Below are 15,621 nucleotides of genomic sequence, written 5' to 3'. Positions count from 1 at the left end.
GCCTACGTGGTCAGGGGCCTTGGGCTTCCGGCTACTCAGCCCAAGAGGGACTGGTCCGGGGTGATGATGAAGTTGGAGAAGCCGCCATGGCGGGCGGGGAGGCCGTCGTCGAGGGCCTCGTTGATCTTGTCGAGCGGGAACACGTGGTGTTCGAGGACGGACAGGTCGAGGGCACCGGAGCCGGCGAGGTCGGACATCTCCTGGGCCTCGCCGTTGGTGAACCAGAGGCTGCCGATGACGGAGTTCTGGCTGCACATCATGTGGAACAGGTCGAGCTCGGGGTGTTCCATCATGCCGCCGATGTCGACGAGAACGCCACCGCGGGCGAGGGTGGAGAGGGCCTCGAGGAGGGTCTCCTTGGGGGAACCCGGACCGAGGGTGGAGATGACGGCATCGACGCCTTCGCCGCCGTTGTGGTCGAGGACGAAGTCCTTGAGGGACCCGTCGCCGACGGCGTGGACCTCGATACGGTCCGGCGCGAGCGCCTTCACGTCCTGGAGGAGCTCGGCGTTGCGGCCGGTGCCGAAGATCTTCGTGGCACCCATGGCGAGGGCATTGAGGACGCCGCCGATGCCGAGGGTTCCGGACGCGCCGTCGATGAGGACGGTCTTGCCGGGCCCGATCTGGGCCTTCTTCAAGGCGGAGTAGGCGGTACCGAGGTAGCCGAAGCGGGCGCCCTGCTCGAAGGAGACGGTGTCGGGGAGCTTGATGCAGTTCTCCTGCGGGGCGGTCATGTACTCGCCGAGGCCGCCGTACGGGTAGGCGTCGAACAGCTGCTGGCCGTCCTTGCCGAAGGAGAAGTAACCCATGAACGTGTACTTGGCGCAGTTCGGGGCCTCTCCGCGCTTGCAGGCGCGGCAGCCGCCACAGCTGATACCGGGGTTGATGTAGACGCGGTCGCCCACCTTGACATTGGTGACGAGGTCGCCGACCCGGGAGACGACGCCGGCGGTGTCGAGGCCGAAGATAGCGGGCAGCTGCGGCAGCGGGAGGTAGGGGAACCACTCGGCGTAGATGGCGAGGACGTTCTTGAGGTTGGGGACGATGTTGCAGGCGGTGACTTGCACGACGACATCGGTGGGGCGCGGCTCGGGGGCGGGGACCCGCTCGAGCTTCATCGGGTCGCCGATCTTGTGCAGGCGGGCGGCGAGCATCTCGGACATGTGTGTCTCCTGTTCAGGCTGAGCGAGTGTCTTGAGGGCGTGGTGCAGCGACCGGACGACCAGTCCGGCTGCGACGTGGTGTGTGGAAGCGGCCCGGGGACGGGCCTCAGGCGAGGGCGGCGATGACCTCGTCGGCGGAGGCGACCTCGCCGAGGAGGCCGAAGCTGGCGATGGTGGCGTCGTGGGTGGCCTGGTCGGCGGCGGCGCAGGCGTCCTCGACGACGATGACGCGGTAGCCGAGGTCACCGGCGGACCGGCCAGTTGACTCCACCGAGATGTTCGTGGCGACGCCGAGGATGACGACGGTGTCGATACCGGCGCTGCGCAGTCGCTCGTCGAGGTCGGAGGACGCGAAGGCGGAAACCTTCGGGTTGGCGAGGTTCCAGTCGTCAGCTTCGGGCTTGAGCTCGTCGATGATCTCGGTGGCGGGCGTGTCGTTGAGCAGGCTGCCCTGCTGGGCGACCACGCCGAGGAGCGGGATGTTGGTGACGAGGTCCGAGTGGCCCTCGGCGAAGGCGACGCGGGTGTAGACGACCTGGGTGCCGGCACCGCGGGCGGCGTCGAGGACGCGCTTGGCGACGTTGATGACGTCGCGGCGCTCGACTTCGGCACGGAAGAACGGCGCGAACGCGCCGTCCGCTCCGACGACGTCGTTCTCCCAGTGACATGCGAGGAAGGCGGTGGTGGCCTTGTTGAGCTCCATTGGCTTCTCCTGAGCGTGGATCGGTCCCGAGCGATGGTGACCTACTAGCGTTCTAGTTGGACGATGACACATGTGTGACCGCCACCACAACCCCCGAGGCAGATCTTGCTCAAGTCGGTTCCGTCCAGGGCGGCTCTGCGCGGGGCTTTGGGCGCGCAGCCCGGGGAGATCAGGCCGCTGCGGCGAATGCCAGCTTGCCTGGTGAGAGACGAATTCGAGGCCGAGGGTTGACTTTCCGAGAAGCCAACTAGCATGCTAGTTGGAGTGACGCCGATCACCTCGGCGTTCGAGATGCCCGATCTACCGGTCTCTCCCACGAACCCAGCGCGAGGCGCTGCCGACTCTCGAGGTCCTCATGAGCACACCTGTTTCCGACAGCGAGACGCCCGTCCGAGCCGACGGCTACCCGGCCCCGATGTTCGAGCCGTTCCACGCCGACGAGGACGGTTTTGACACCGACGTCGTCGTCGTCGGCCTCGGCCCTGCCGGCGGTGTGGCTGCAACCGCGCTGGCCACCTACGGGGTGCGGGTGCACGCCGCGACAGTGTTCCCGTGGGTCGCCAACGGTCCGCGTGCGCACATCACGAACCAGCGCGCCGTGGAGGTGCTGCGTGACCTCGGTCTCGAGGACACCGCGCGCCAGCAGGCCACCCCGTGGGACCAGATGGGCGACACGCTGTTCACGACCAGCCTGGCCGGCGAGGAGATCGTCCGGTTGCAGACCTGGGGTACAGGCGACCTGCGCTACGGCGACTACCTCAAGGGCAGCCCGTGCACGATGCTCGACCTACCCCAGCCGCAGATGGAGCCCATCCTCCTGAACGCGGCCGCCTCGCGCGGCGCAGTGCTCAGCCTCAACACCGAGTACCTCGACCACGCGCAGGACGAGCACGGCGTCACCGTCACGTTCCGCGACGGACGTACCGGCGACGTGTTCACCCAGCGTGCCCGCTACCTCCTCGGGTTCGACGGCGCCCGCTCCCGCATCGTGGAGCAGTTGGGCCTGCCGCTGGAGGGCGAGCTCGCGCGGGCCGGCACCGCCTACATCCGTTTCAAGGCGAACCTGACCCAGTACGTCGAGCACCGCCCGAGCATCCTGTACTGGATCTTCAACTCGCACGCCGGGTTCGGCGAGATCGGCATGGGCCTGCTGCGCGCCATCCGGCCGTGGGAGGAGTGGATCGCCGGCTGGGGCTTCGACATGGCCGCCGGCGAGCCGGACCTGTCGGACGAGAAGGTCATCAACCAGATCCGCACCCTGGTCGGCGACCCGAACCTCGAACCAGAGATCCTCACCAAATCCCTGTGGTACGTGAACCAGCAGCACGCCACCCGCTACTCCGAAGGTCGGGTGTTCTGCGGCGGTGACGCCGTGCACCGGCACCCGCCGTCGAGCGGCCTCGGCTCGAACACATCCATGCAGGACGCGTTCAACCTGGCCTGGAAGATCGCATTCGCGGTCAAGGGATACGCCGGCCCCGGTCTGCTCGATTCGTACTCGGACGAGCGGGTACCGATCGGGAAGCAGATCGTGGCCCGTGCCAACCAGTCCCGGAAGGACTACGCCGGCCTGAGGGAGTGGTTCGACCACGACGACGCCGACCCGGTCACCGCCGGTCTGTCCAAGCTCAAGGCCCCCACGCCCGAAGGCGTCGCGCTGCGCGAACGGCTCTACGAGGCGCTGGAGCTGAAGAACACCGAGTTCAACGCCCACGGCGTCGAGCTCAACCAGCGCTACACCTCGGCCGCCGTCCAGCCCGACCCCACCCTCGGTGAGGAGGAGTGGTCCCGCCACCCGGAGCTGTACCTGCAGGCCACCACCCGACCGGGCGCCAAGCTCCCGCACGCTTGGCTTGTCGGCACCGACGGCCGCCGCACCTCCACCCTGGATGTCACCGGCAAGGGTCAGATGACCCTCCTCACCGGACTCGCCGGCGCCGCTTGGGCCGACGCTGCCGACAAGCTCGAGCTGCCCTTCCTCAAGACCGTCATCATCGGACGACCCGGCGCCGCCGACCCCTACGGGCAATGGCAGCAGATCCGCGAGATTCCCGAAGCCGGAGCTCTCCTGGTCCGCCCCGACGGGTACATCGCTTGGCGACACAACGCCGAGGTCTGGGACATCGACGAGGCCGCCACCCTGCTCGAGGACGCCCTGTGCGCCGTCCTCGACCGCCCCAACCGCCACGACGGCACCGCCGGTGCCGGCGACCGTCAGCAGTACTCGACCCGTCCGGTCGACATCACTGTCCCCGCGCACACCCCGGCCACCGGCTCGGGTTCCTGACCAGCAGACCGCCAGAAACTAGGAGCACCGCATGTCTTCCCAGCAGTCCGGCCACCAGTCCGGTCGTCCCTACACGAGCGTCTGGAATGACCTGAACCAGGTCGAGTTCTCCCAGGGCTTCCTGCAGGCCGGCCCGTACCGCACCCGCTACCTGCATGCCGGCGACGAGTCCAAGCCCGTCCTGCTGTTCCTGCACGGCATCACCGGTCACGCCGAGGCGTACGTCCGCAACCTCGCCGCACACGCCGAGCACTTCTCGGTGTGGGCAATCGACTTCATCGGCCACGGCTACTCCACCAAGCCCGACCACGCGCTGGAGATCAAGCACTACGTGGACCAGGTCACCCACGTCTTGGACACCCTCGGCGCGGAGAAGGCCCACTTCTCCGGTGAGTCCCTCGGCGGGTGGGTGACCGCCCGTTACGCCGCCGACCACCCCGACCGCGTGGACCGCATCGTGCTCAACACGATGGGCGGCACGATGGCCAACCCGCAGGTCATGGAGCGGCTCTACACGCTCTCCATGGAGGCGGCGAAGGACCCGTCGTGGGAGCGCGTCAAGGCCCGCCTGGAGTGGCTGATGGCCGACCCGACCATGGTCACCGACGACCTCATCCGCACCCGCCAAGCCATCTTCGAACAGCCCGACTGGCTCAAGGCGTGCGAGATGAACATGGCCCTGCAGGACCTCGAGACCCGCAAGCGAAACATGATCTCGGATGACGACCTGCGCTCCATCCAGGCCGAGGCGATGGTCGTGTGGACCACCAAGGACCCCTCCGGTCCCGTCGGCGAGGGCCGTCGCATCGCCTCCCTCATCCCGAACGGCTACCTCGAGGTCATCGAAGAGGCCGGCCACTGGCCGCAGTACGAGAAGCCGGACATGTTCAACCGCATCCACATCGACCACCTCCTCGGCCACGTCAACGCCGCCGACCACCCCTCCAACAGGAGCGAGGAGGCCGCGTCGTGACCCTCGCCCTGCTGGCCATGAGCCACAGCCCGCTGCTGGAGTTCGCTGACCTCGACGCCGACGTGACCGCTGAGCTCGACCAGACGTTCGCTGCGGCCAAGGACTTCGTCCACGACTACGACCCCGACATCGTCGTCAACCTCGCCCCGGACCACTACAACGGCTTCTTCTACAACCTGATGCCCCCGTACTGCGTCGGCTACGCCGCCACCAGCATCGGCGACTACGGCAGCCAGGCCGGCCGACTCGACGTGCCCGAGGACAAGGCCCGCAGCCTTGCCGAGGCCGTCATCGCGGCCGGGATCGACCTGTCCGTCTCGCTGGAGATGGAGGTCGACCACGGCACCGTCCAGCCGATGGAGATCGTGTACGGCGACATCACCGCCAAGCCGTTCATCCCGATCTTCATCAACTCGGTCGCCCCGCCCTTCACCCCGGTGAAGCGGGTCCGCGAGCTCGGCGAGGCCATGGGCCGGCACCTGGCCACGTGGGACGAGAAGGTGCTGCTCATCTCGTCGGGCGGCCTGTCCCACGACCCGCCGGTGCCGCGGCTGGCGACCGCGACCCCGCCGCAGCGAGCCATGCTGATGGGCGAGAACCAGCCGCTGCCGCCCGACGCCCGCGAGGCCCGACAGCAGCGCGTCATCGACGCCGCCCGCGACTTCGCCGCCGGGACCGCCGACATCCAGGACCTCGCGCCGGAGTGGGACCGCGAGCTGCTCCGCATCCTCGCCTCCGGCGACCTCACCCCGGTCGACGCATTCGACCCCGACGAGATGACCCGCATCGCCGGCAACTCCTCCCATGAAGTCCGCACCTGGATAGCCGGCTACGCCGCCATGGCCGCCGCCGGCGCCTACACCGTCCAGCACAGCTACTACCGACCCATCCGCGAGCTCATCGCCGGCTTCGCCATGACCACCGTCACCCACGACTGAGCCACCGACGCCTCAGCTCACACCCACCAACCACCACGGAGAGCACTCCGCTGCACGCACGACCGGTCCAACGACCACCACCACACCCAACCCGGACGACGCATTGTCGTGCCGCCCATCCAAGGAACCCACATGACCAGCACCAGCACTGCTGCGCCCACGCGGCCAACCTCCCCGGCCAAGGTGGCCTCCGCCTCCTTCATCGGCACCACGGTCGAGTACTACGACTTCTTCATCTACGGCACCGCCGCCGCCCTCGTCTTCCCCGAGGTCTTCTTCCCCAACTCCACCCCGCTGGTCGGCACCCTGCTGTCGTTCGCCACCTTCGGTGTCGGGTTCCTCGCCCGCCCGGTCGGCGGCGTCGTGTTCGGCCACTTCGGCGACCGCGTGGGCCGCAAGAAGATGCTGGTCATCTCGCTCGTCACCATGGGTGCCGCCACCGTGCTGATGGGCCTGATGCCCACCTACGCGACCATCGGCATCCTCGCCCCCATCCTGCTGACGGTCCTGCGCCTGGTGCAGGGCTTCGCCGTCGGCGGTGAGTGGGGCGGCGCCACCCTGATGGCCGTCGAGCACGCCCCTGAGGGCAAGCGCGGCTTCTACGGCGCGTTCCCGCAGATGGGCGCCCCGGCCGGTGTCGGCCTGGCCACCATCGCGTTCTACTTCGCCTCCCAGCTCGCCCCGGATGCGTTCCTGGCGTGGGGTTGGCGTCTGCCGTTCCTGTTCTCCGCCGTCCTGGTCGTGGTCGGCCTCTTCATCCGCCTCACCATCGCCGAGAGCCCGGAGTTCGAGAAGGTCCGCGAGAACAGCGCCCGTGTGAAGCTGCCCGTCGCCGAGGCGATCCGCCGTCACCCGAAGGAGATCCTCCTCGTCGCCGGCACCTACCTCTCTCAGGGCGTCTTCGCCTACATCACGATGAGCTACCTCGTCGGGTACGGCACCAACGTGGTCGGCATCGAGCGCCCGTCGGTGCTGCTGGGGGTGTTCCTCGCCTCCGTGGTCGCGGTCGTCCTCTACGCGGTGTTCGGTGCGCTGGGCGACAAGTGGGGTCGCAAGACCACCTACCTGCTCGGTGCCGTCCTCATGCTGCTCTCCATCGTGCCGGCGTTCGCGCTCATCAACACCGGCTCTGCACTGAACTTCAGCATCGCCATCATCATGGTGTTCGGCATCGCCATGGCTCCGGCCGGAGGCGTGACCGGGTCGCTGTTCAGCATGGTGTTCACCCCCGAGGTCCGCTACTCGGGAGCGTCAGTCGGGTACACGCTCTCGCAGATCCTCGGCTCCGCGTTCGCGCCCCTGATCGCCACCGCCTTGTACGCCAAGTACGGCTCCAGCGTTCCCGTCGTGGTGTACCTGCTGGTCGTGGCAGCCATCTCGGTGGTCTCGGTGCTGCTGCTGCCCGGAAAGCTCGGCAAGCCCGAGAACGCCGGCGTCGTCACCCACGACAGCGTCGCCACCCAGGCGACCCCCGCAGGCACGCCGGCAGGCGCCCGGCGCACTTGACCACTGGCCATCAGCCCCGAGACCCGCGACCCGGCCAGCACTGGCCGGGTCGCGGAACCACCCAGCAGGCGGGCGGTTGACTGGTCAGGTCCGCAAGAGTGTCGCGACCTACGCCTAGAGTGAGAGTCGTCGAGAGAACGAAGGAGTCAACGTGATCGAGCAGCCCGTGCGCCGCACAGGTCAGCGTTTGGGAACCGTCGTCCTCGACGAGCTCAAGGAGCGTCTCCTCAGCGGCCAGTACCCGGCCGGGTCCCGCATCTCCATCGAGGAGGTCAAGGCCGAGTTCGGGGTGAGCAAGCAGCCCGTCATGGACGCCATGCGCCGCCTCGAGGCCATCGGCATCGTGCAGATCGTCCCGCAGAGCGGCTGCCGGGTGGCGCGCTACACGTCCCAGGAGATCCTCGACTTCTTCAACCTATTCGGCAGGTTCGAGGGCGAGATCGCTGCTGCCGCCGCTCTTCGACGCACCGATGCGCAGCTCGACGAGCTCGACGCCACCTGGCAGCGCATCGCCGACCTCGAGCACAGCACAGACACCACCGCCCGCTCCCGCGGCTACCGCTTCCTCAATCGCGAGTTCCACCTCGTCATCCACCACATGGCCCACAGCCGGGTGATGGCAGAGCTCAGCGAACGCATGTGGGACATGAGCGACTTCTTCATCAACACCATCGGCGGAGCCCAGCACCTCTCCGACGCCGTCACCCACCGCAACCACGACCACGACGTCATCCGCAGCGCCATCCGCTCGCGCAACAGCGAGGTTGCCCGCGTGGCCATGCAGTCGCACATCGTCGAGACCGTCGCGCTGTTCCGCGACGACCTCGACGAGCCCGCCTAGACCGAGCCCGACCATGCCCGAGCCCCGCTCCGAGCCGAGCCCGGCCGCACCCGTCGTCCCCACATCGGCTCCCCAGCCCGAGCCTCCGACTGTGCCTCCATCGGTGCTGGGTAAGACCATGCAGGTCCTGCTCGCCTTCACCGTCGAGGAGACCCAGCTCGGGTTCACCGAGCTCCGCAGTCGCACCGGCCTGTCCAAGGCGACCCTGCACCGTCTCCTCGGCGACCTCGTGGGGGCCCGCCTGCTGGAGAAGACCCCGGACGGCTACCGGCTGTCCAGACTGGTGTTCGAGCTGGGCATGCGGGCCTCGGTCGAACGGACCCTGCTCGAGGTCGCCACACCGTTCCTCGAGGACCTCTACGAACGCACCCATGAGACGGTCCACCTGGGCGTCCGTGAAGGGCACGAGGTCGTCTACGTCGCCAAGATGGGGGGCCACCGCCAAGCCGACGCGCCCTCCCGCCTGGGGGGCCGGATGCCGATGCACGCCACCGCCATCGGCAAGGCACTCCTGGCCTGGTCACCAGCGGCGGTCCAGGAAGAAGTCCTCGCTGGTCGGCTGCGCCGCTGCTCACCGCGCACCGTCGTGAACCGGACGGTGCTGCGCCGCCAGCTGGACGAGATCGTCGAACGTGGCGTCGCGTTCGAGTACGAGGAGTCTGCCGTCGGCATCACCTGCGTGGCCGCACCCGTCCTCGGTGTCGACGACGAGCCGTTGGCCGGTATCAGCGTCACCGGACCGGTCGGGCGCTTCCAGCCCGCCCGCCACGCCAGCGCCGTTCACGCCGCAGCGGCCGGCGTCGCAGCGACGCTGGCTCGTCGAGCTCGACTGGGCTGAGGGTTCGGTTCAGCGGAACCGAAGGATTGCCTCGACCGCGGTCCCTGACCGCACACTCGCCCGTGTCCACCCACCGAAGGCTCGCCGTACTCCCGGTCGTTGCGGTCCTTGGCTTGGCCCTCGCCCTCCGTTCGCCCATCAGCAGTCTTGCCGTCGTGCTGCCCGAAGCCCAACGCAACCTGTCCCTCTCGGCACCGGTGACGAGCTTGCTCACCGCACTGCCCGTGCTGTGCTTCGCGGTAGTGGGGCTCTGGCTGGGACCACGGCTGGGCAGGTTCGGTCTGCACCGCGCCGCCGTCGTCGTGCTGGCCGTCATGACCGTCGGCGTTCTGGCCCGCTCCCTTGCACCGTCTGGAGCCATGCTGCTCGTCAGCACCCTGGTGGTCCTGGCTGCCATCGCAGCGGGAAACGTCCTGGTCCCCGCAGTTGCCAAGGCGCACTTCCCGGACCGGATTGCGCTGGTGAGCTCGATCTTCGGTGCCGCCATCATCGGCGGTTCCACCCTCGGCGCCCTCCAAGGCGGCTGGACCGAGTCGGTATGGGGCTGGCGCGCAGCGCTCGCCGGCGTCGCGGTCCTGCTCGGCGTGACGATCGTGGTGTGGCTTCCGCTCGTCGCTCACGACCGGAAGGTCGCCCCACCGGGCAGCGACCTCACTGTGCGACAGATCGCGCGTGTCGGAGCCGTGTGGCCGCTCGTGACGTGCTTCGGCCTGGTCTCGGCGCAGGCCTACGCGCAGCTGGGCTGGTATCCCGCAATCCTTCGCGACGCCGGCCTGACCTCTGCCGAGGCCGCCGGCGCGTTCGCTGTCCTCACCGGGGTCGGCATCCCCACCATGCTGTCGCTGGCAGCGCTCACCCGTCTCCTGGGTGACCGGGGCGCGATCGCCCTGTTCGCCACCACCACCGGCGTGGGATGGCTCGGGCTGCTGTGGTCACCGACCACGGCGACGTGGCTGTGGTCGGCCCTCATCGGCTTCGGGGCCGGAAGCTTCGCCTGGACGATGTCGATGCTCGCACGGCGCACCGAGAGCCCTGCCAGCACTGCGGCGCTGTCCAGCTTCGTCCAAGGAATCGGGTTCGTGTTCGCCGCGGTCGGGCCGTTCGGCGTCGGCCTCCTCCACGACGCCACCGGCACGTGGACCGCCCCACTATGGCTGCTCGTGGCCACCGGGTTCGGTCTCGGAGTAGCGGGCATCCTTGCCGCAAGCCCATGGTCACTCGAACAGCACCTCGGCCAGCCCGCAGGAGAGTGCCAAGGCAGTTCCGAAGGGCGGAACCCGAGCGTTGAGTCTGACGACTCAGTCCGACCACCATGTGTGACATGAGCACGCCTACCCCCGCCACTCGGGCCGCATCCGCATCCGCAGTCACGGTCGACGAAGCCGCGCAGCGCCTCGCGGTCGCAGCCGAGCACCGTCAGCCGTGTCCGCCCGTCCGGGACCTGATCGGCTCCGACGACCTCCAGGCCGCCTACGCCGTCCAGCGCCGCAACGCCGAGGCACGCGTCGCCGCCGGTGCGGAGGTGGTGGGCCGCAAGATCGGTCTCACCTCGCCAGCCGTGCAGGCGCAGCTCGGTGTCGACCAACCGGACTTCGGCATCCTGTTCGCCGACATGGCCCACGCCGACGGCGCCGCCGTTCCGCCCGACGCAGTCATGCAGCCGCGAGTCGAGGCCGAGGTCGCATTCGTGCTCAAGGCCGAACTCGCCGACGGCCTCCTCGACGACGCTCAGGTCCGCACCGCGGTCGACTACGCCGTCGCGGCACTCGAGGTGTGCGGCAGCCGCATCGCTGGCTGGGACATCTCCTTCGGCGACACCGTTGCCGACAACGCCTCCGCCGGCGCGTACGTCCTCGGCACCGAAAAGAAGACCCTCGACGAGTTCGTCCCGCGTGACGTCGAGATGAGCATGACCGTCGACGGCGAGGAGGTCTCCACCGGCAAAGGCGCCGCCTGTCTGGGCGACCCCCTCAATGCGCTGGCGTGGCTCGCCCGCCAGGCCCGTGACCTCGGCGAGCCGCTCCGCGCCGGCCAGGTCATCCTCTCGGGCGCCCTCGGCCCCATGAAGCCCATCGAGCCCGGCGCTCAGGTCCAAGCGCACATCACCGGCCTCGGATCGGTATCCATGTCCCTCGCCAGCAAGGAGCAGTGAAACCTCATGACCAAGACGAAGGTCGCCATCATCGGCTCCGGCAACATCGGCACTGACCTGATGATCAAGGTCCTGCGCGGTGCCCAGCACCTCGAGATGGGCGCCATGGTCGGCATCGACCCCGACTCCGACGGACTCGCCCGCGCCAAGCGGATGGGCGTGCAGACGACCCATGAGGGGGTCGACGGCCTCATGGCCCTGCCGGACTTCGACGACATCGACATCATCTTCGATGCCACCTCCGCCAAGGCCCACGAGGCGAACGCCGCCAAGCTCGCACCGCTGGGGAAGCGGCTCATCGACCTCACCCCGGCCGCCATCGGGCCCTACGTCATCCCGGCCGTGAACCTCGAGGACCACCTCGACGCTCCGAACGTCAACATGGTCACCTGCGGCGGCCAGGCCACCATCCCGGTGGTCGCTGCCGTGGCGCGGGTCGTGCCCGTCGCCTACGCAGAGATCGTGGCCTCCATCGCCTCCAAGTCCGCCGGGCCGGGCACGCGCGCCAACATCGACGAGTTCACCGAGACCACCTCAGCGGCCATCACGAAGGTCGGTCGCGCTCAGCGCGGCAAGGCCATCATCATCCTCAACCCGGCCGAGCCACCGCTGCTGATGCGCGACACCGTGTTCGCGCTCGTGAACGCCCCCGACGCCGACACCCACGAGCAGATCGTCTCCTCGGTGGAGAAGATGGTCGCCGACGTCGCCGCCTACGTGCCGGGCTACCGCCTGAAGCAGAAGGTGCAGATCTCGCCCATCCCGGACGACCAACCCGTCCACACGCTGCTCGAACCCGGCACCGAGCGTCCCACGCATCAGGTGTCGGTGTTCCTCGAGGTCGAGGGCGCCGCCCACTACCTGCCCGCGTACGCCGGGAACCTCGACATCATGACCTCGGCTGCTGTCCAGATGGCCGAGCGCATAGCCGCCAACACCGCGGCCTCGACGGCTCAGGAGGCACTCGCATGAGCACCCCTATCTACGTCCAGGACGTCACCCTGCGTGACGGCATGCACGCCGTCCGGCACCGCATCACCCCCGAGGACGTCAAGCGCATCGTCATCGCCCTCGACGAGGCCGGCGTCGACGCCATCGAGGTCGCCCACGGCGACGGCCTCGCCGGCTCGTCGGTCAACTACGGACCCGGCAGCAACACCGACTGGGAGTGGATCGAGGCCGCCGCCTCAGTGCTCAAGAAGGCCCGCTTGACCACGCTCCTGCTACCCGGAGTCGGGACCATCCACGAGCTCAAGCAGGCCTACGACCTCGGCGTCCGCTCCGTCCGCGTCGCCACCCACTGCACCGAGGCCGACGTTTCCGCGCAGCACATCGCAGCCGCCCGAGAGCTCGAGATGGACGTCTCAGGGTTCCTGATGCTGTCGCACATGGCCTCGCCCGAACAGCTGGCGAAGCAGGCCAAGCAGATGGAGTCCTACGGCGCCCACGCCGTATACGTGACCGACTCCGGTGGGCGGCTGACGATGAACGACGTCGTCGCTCGCGTGAAGGCGTACCGCGACACCCTCGACCCCGAGACCGAGATCGGCATCCACGCCCACGAGAACCTGTCCCTCTCCGTCGCGAACTCGGTGGTGGCTGTCGAGAACGGCGTCTACCGCGTCGACGCCTCCCTGGCCGGGCACGGCGCCGGCGCCGGGAACTGCCCCATCGAGCCCTTCATCGCGGTCGCCGACCTCATGGACTTCAAGCACGGCTGCGATCTGTTCAAGCTCCAGGACGCCGCCGACGACATCGTCCGCCCGCTCCAGGACCGACCGGTTCGCGTAGACCGGGAGACCCTGACGCTGGGCTACGCCGGCGTCTACTCGTCGTTCCTGCGGCACGCAGAGGTCGCCTCGCAGCGCTACGACGTCGACGTGCGTGACCTGCTGCTCGAGTGCGGAAAGCGGAGTCTGGTCGGCGGTCAGGAGGACATGATCTACGACATCGCTCTCACGCTTGCTGGGAACAACTGACACTCGAGCCGCGCGAGTCGAGCACGACAAACCAGTGCCACCGCCTTGGCGGCGCTGATCCGTCCGGAGCTGCCGCTGCACGCGCGGTGGGTGGAAGCCCATGGGCCGGGCGCGCCGACCTGGCCGGTGAACTTGCAGGGCATTCTGCGCAGACGCGGGAGGTTCTGACATGGCACGTCTGTTTGTCTTGAACGCTCGAACGCGTCAGTGCGTCCCTAGCCCCTCCTGCGAACCCCGCCAGGAGAACGGCCCCTCTTTGCCCGTGACCCGCATGGGCGGGGCTTCCGCGTCCGCACGCTGGGTCTCATCTGCGATCGCGACGCGATCCCTGAGCCGACACACCTCATGCACTGTCGGTCTGGGTATCCGTCCGTACACAAAGCCCGAGACCGTCGTGGCACGTCAGTCAGCGCCAGAACCGCGACTGCGAACGCTCCGGATGCAAGATTGCATCGGCCAGACTGAACAGCGCCGTGATCGCGCCCTCCCACTTCGGATCCCCGCGTAGATCAGAGGCTCGGGCCTGCCGAGCCATCGCCTGAAGTACGCGTTTGCACGCTGTCGGAGATGCAGCAACACGGGCCACACACTCCCCCAGGTCATGCTCCTTCACCACTGGAGCTGCCCGCACCAACTCGATCGCCACCACCCCGCTGGCGGCTGCACGTCGCTCCTCGTATGCGGCGCGCCGGCACCGTTGCGAGCACCACTTCGGAGGCCTCCCCCGCCGCTTCCGCGCGATCGGCCCCCCACACCGAGGACAAACACCCGGAGGCAGCTGCCTATCGTCAGTACGAAACTCAGTCATGGACCCGAGAGGCGCATGTCGCGCCGACGGATCGGCAGTCCACGGGCTAATCGCATCGCGGCGGAACGTCGCACGTTCGGCCGCGTGGCTTTCACGGATGTTCGCTGGTCGGTGGTTCGTCGACGGGACGTCTTGCGCGTCTCGGTGTTCCGCGTTCCCACCAGTCGATCGGCGGAGCTCCGTGCAACTGGCCCTCGGTCACCTGGACGTTGCCGATGTTGCAGAACTTCCAGAGTTCTTTCGCGGCGCGTGAGTACTGGAACAACACCTCGTCGACGTCGAAGGCCTTGAGTTCGCCGCTGCGGAACCGGTCAATCGCCTCGGCTACGTGCGCGACGAGTCCGGCGAGCTCCGCTTCGTGGTATGTCGCCACCGTCTCGCGAGCTTGCTGACGATCTGACTTCTGAGACACGAATTGAGGCTAGTGCTGATCGCCGAACTAGCGAATGCGTGCACTCATCGCGGCATGTGCGGTCGTCCCATCCTTACCTTGAGCGGGCGGCATCCGCCAAGTGCGCAATCGACGCAACCACATCGTCCACGAACGCCTGACGTTGCGCCGGAGCGATGCGGTCGAGTGAGAGGAAGGGGTTCAGGTCTTCCAGTTCGACGAGCAGTAGGTCGCCGTCGACAGTCCGACAGGCATCGACCCGTTGGATGCCGTAGTCAATGGTGTTCCAGTCGACGAACATCTGGGCAAACCGCAAGTCGGCATCGGTGGGTGGGTACGGTTCGAGGCCCCAGCGGCTCTCTTGGTCGGGAGCGTAGAGGGCGTAGTGGAAGGTGCGCCCCACGAAGTAGAACGACACCTCGTAAGTGATGTCGATTCTTGGCTGGACGAGTGTGCCGTCGAGTTCCATGCTGTTCAGGTCCTCGGGACCTACGAACCGAAGCCCCACCGAGTCCGCGCCCATCTTGGGTTTCAGCACATACTCCTGAACCGAAGGCAGTCGCTTGATTTCATCCGGTCGTTCGATGGTGGGGATGACAGGGAGACCTGCCGCGAAGAGGTCAAGCAGGTACTGCTTCCCGCGCTGGTCTGCCTTCCCCGTCAGTTCGGTGAAGACCTTCGCTCCCGCGTCCCGCGCGCGACGTGTGAACGCGTCATAGGCCTGCTGGTAGTGGATTACGGGACCAGTGTTCCGAACGACCACCACATCGAAGTCGTCCATCAAATCGAGCGCATCAAGTGGGTGGCACAAGGCGAGGACGAAATGTTGTCGCAGGTCAGCAGACAGTTGAATGTCCTCGTCGCAGTACCGGCGACCGCGCGCCTGATAGGTCAGGTCAGTGAGGTAGAGAACCCGGGTACGCACGTCGGACACGATTCCACATCCCCGAGCAGCGCCACTGCTGGCTGGCTTCCTGTTCGACGTCCGCTCATCGATAGTTCCGCGCACCATCAGCGGCAGATGCGGACGTTTGCTGCTGAC

At 67.9% G+C, this 15,621-nt stretch carries 14 protein-coding genes; 10 read left to right on the top strand and 4 right to left on the bottom strand.

Features of this window, described 5'->3' with window-relative positions:
- Positions 1 to 35: 35 nt before the first annotated feature.
- Both DAE25_RS05365 and DAE25_RS05360 read right to left on the bottom strand, forming a co-directional pair.
- Positions 36 to 1,163 carry an alcohol dehydrogenase catalytic domain-containing protein gene (locus DAE25_RS05365; protein ID WP_107765187.1) on the bottom strand — a complete coding sequence of 376 codons (1,128 nt, stop codon included), beginning with the start codon at positions 1,161 to 1,163 and terminating at the stop codon, positions 36 to 38.
- 106 nt (positions 1,164 to 1,269) lie between these two features.
- On the bottom strand, positions 1,270 to 1,866 hold the full coding sequence (locus tag DAE25_RS05360; RefSeq protein WP_107765186.1) for an isochorismatase family cysteine hydrolase: 597 nt from the start codon (positions 1,864 to 1,866) through the stop codon (positions 1,270 to 1,272).
- A gap of 355 nt (positions 1,867 to 2,221) precedes the next feature.
- On the opposite strand from DAE25_RS05360, the gene DAE25_RS05355 reads away from it, so the two are divergent.
- The 10 genes from DAE25_RS05355 (at position 2,222) to dmpG (ending at position 13,380) form a co-directional block, all read left to right on the top strand.
- The gene (locus DAE25_RS05355) at positions 2,222 to 4,153 is read left to right on the top strand and encodes an FAD-dependent monooxygenase (RefSeq protein WP_234410868.1); all 1,932 of its coding nucleotides are present in this window, start codon (positions 2,222 to 2,224) and stop codon (positions 4,151 to 4,153) included.
- Positions 4,154 to 4,184: 31 nt separating this feature from the next.
- A complete protein-coding gene (locus DAE25_RS05350) occupies positions 4,185 to 5,126 on the top strand; it encodes an alpha/beta fold hydrolase (RefSeq protein ID WP_107765184.1) in 942 nt (313 codons plus the stop codon).
- The gene (locus DAE25_RS05345) at positions 5,123 to 6,064 is read left to right on the top strand and encodes a 3-carboxyethylcatechol 2,3-dioxygenase (RefSeq protein ID WP_107765183.1); all 942 of its coding nucleotides are present in this window, start codon (positions 5,123 to 5,125) and stop codon (positions 6,062 to 6,064) included. Before DAE25_RS05350 ends, DAE25_RS05345 begins: the two co-directional genes overlap by 4 nt.
- A 132-nt stretch (positions 6,065 to 6,196) precedes the next feature.
- Positions 6,197 to 7,570, top strand: coding sequence for an MFS transporter (locus tag DAE25_RS05340; protein ID WP_107765182.1), 1,374 nt, complete (start codon positions 6,197 to 6,199; stop codon positions 7,568 to 7,570).
- A 151-nt stretch (positions 7,571 to 7,721) separates the two neighbouring features.
- On the top strand, positions 7,722 to 8,411 hold the full coding sequence (locus tag DAE25_RS05335) for a GntR family transcriptional regulator (RefSeq protein WP_199907445.1): 690 nt from the start codon (positions 7,722 to 7,724) through the stop codon (positions 8,409 to 8,411).
- 103 nt (positions 8,412 to 8,514) lie between these two features.
- Entirely contained in the window at positions 8,515 to 9,249 is a 735-nt protein-coding gene (locus DAE25_RS05330) for an IclR family transcriptional regulator (protein ID WP_234410867.1), read from the top strand.
- 62 nt (positions 9,250 to 9,311) lie between these two features.
- Entirely contained in the window at positions 9,312 to 10,574 is a 1,263-nt protein-coding gene (locus DAE25_RS05325) for an MFS transporter (protein WP_267895242.1), read from the top strand.
- Positions 10,571 to 11,401 carry a 2-keto-4-pentenoate hydratase gene (locus DAE25_RS05320; RefSeq protein WP_107765179.1) on the top strand — a complete coding sequence of 277 codons (831 nt, stop codon included), beginning with the start codon at positions 10,571 to 10,573 and terminating at the stop codon, positions 11,399 to 11,401. Before DAE25_RS05325 ends, DAE25_RS05320 begins: the two co-directional genes overlap by 4 nt.
- Before the next feature lie 6 nt (positions 11,402 to 11,407).
- Positions 11,408 to 12,373, top strand: coding sequence for an acetaldehyde dehydrogenase (acetylating) (locus DAE25_RS05315; protein WP_107765178.1), 966 nt, complete (start codon positions 11,408 to 11,410; stop codon positions 12,371 to 12,373).
- Positions 12,370 to 13,380: a 4-hydroxy-2-oxovalerate aldolase gene (gene dmpG / locus DAE25_RS05310; protein ID WP_107765177.1), complete on the top strand. Its 1,011-nt coding sequence runs from the start codon at positions 12,370 to 12,372 to the stop codon at positions 13,378 to 13,380. Before DAE25_RS05315 ends, dmpG begins: the two co-directional genes overlap by 4 nt.
- An 899-nt stretch (positions 13,381 to 14,279) precedes the next feature.
- On the opposite strand, the gene DAE25_RS23050 is transcribed toward dmpG, so the two are convergent.
- Positions 14,280 to 14,600 carry a hypothetical protein gene (locus DAE25_RS23050; protein ID WP_159083590.1) on the bottom strand — a complete coding sequence of 107 codons (321 nt, stop codon included), beginning with the start codon at positions 14,598 to 14,600 and terminating at the stop codon, positions 14,280 to 14,282.
- A gap of 73 nt (positions 14,601 to 14,673) precedes the next feature.
- Complete coding sequence (locus tag DAE25_RS05305) at positions 14,674 to 15,513, bottom strand: ATP-grasp domain-containing protein (protein ID WP_107765176.1); 840 nt, start codon at positions 15,511 to 15,513, stop codon at positions 14,674 to 14,676.
- Between the last annotated feature and the right edge of the window lie 108 nt (positions 15,514 to 15,621).

The organism is Nocardioides terrigena (assembly GCF_003047265.1).
Taxonomy (GTDB): Bacteria; Actinomycetota; Actinomycetes; order Propionibacteriales; family Nocardioidaceae; genus Nocardioides; species Nocardioides terrigena.
The sequence above is the reverse complement of the archived record's forward strand: the minus strand, read 5'-3'. Positions and strand labels throughout refer to the sequence as shown.

What these genes read in the sequence shown, in the direction of transcription:
- DAE25_RS05320 (WP_107765179.1), top strand. Translation starts at nt 10,571, where the DNA reads ATGAGCACGCCTACCCCCGCCACTCGGGCCGCATCCGCATCCGCAGTC.
- DAE25_RS05350 (WP_107765184.1), top strand. Translation starts at nt 4,185, where the DNA reads ATGTCTTCCCAGCAGTCCGGCCACCAGTCCGGTCGTCCCTACACGAGC.
- DAE25_RS05315 (WP_107765178.1), top strand. Translation starts at nt 11,408, where the DNA reads ATGACCAAGACGAAGGTCGCCATCATCGGCTCCGGCAACATCGGCACT.
- DAE25_RS05340 (WP_107765182.1), top strand. Translation starts at nt 6,197, where the DNA reads ATGACCAGCACCAGCACTGCTGCGCCCACGCGGCCAACCTCCCCGGCC.
- DAE25_RS05365 (WP_107765187.1), bottom strand. Translation starts at nt 1,163, where the DNA reads ATGTCCGAGATGCTCGCCGCCCGCCTGCACAAGATCGGCGACCCGATG.
- DAE25_RS05360 (WP_107765186.1), bottom strand. Translation starts at nt 1,866, where the DNA reads ATGGAGCTCAACAAGGCCACCACCGCCTTCCTCGCATGTCACTGGGAG.
- DAE25_RS05355 (WP_234410868.1), top strand. Translation starts at nt 2,222, where the DNA reads ATGAGCACACCTGTTTCCGACAGCGAGACGCCCGTCCGAGCCGACGGC.
- dmpG (WP_107765177.1), top strand. Translation starts at nt 12,370, where the DNA reads ATGAGCACCCCTATCTACGTCCAGGACGTCACCCTGCGTGACGGCATG.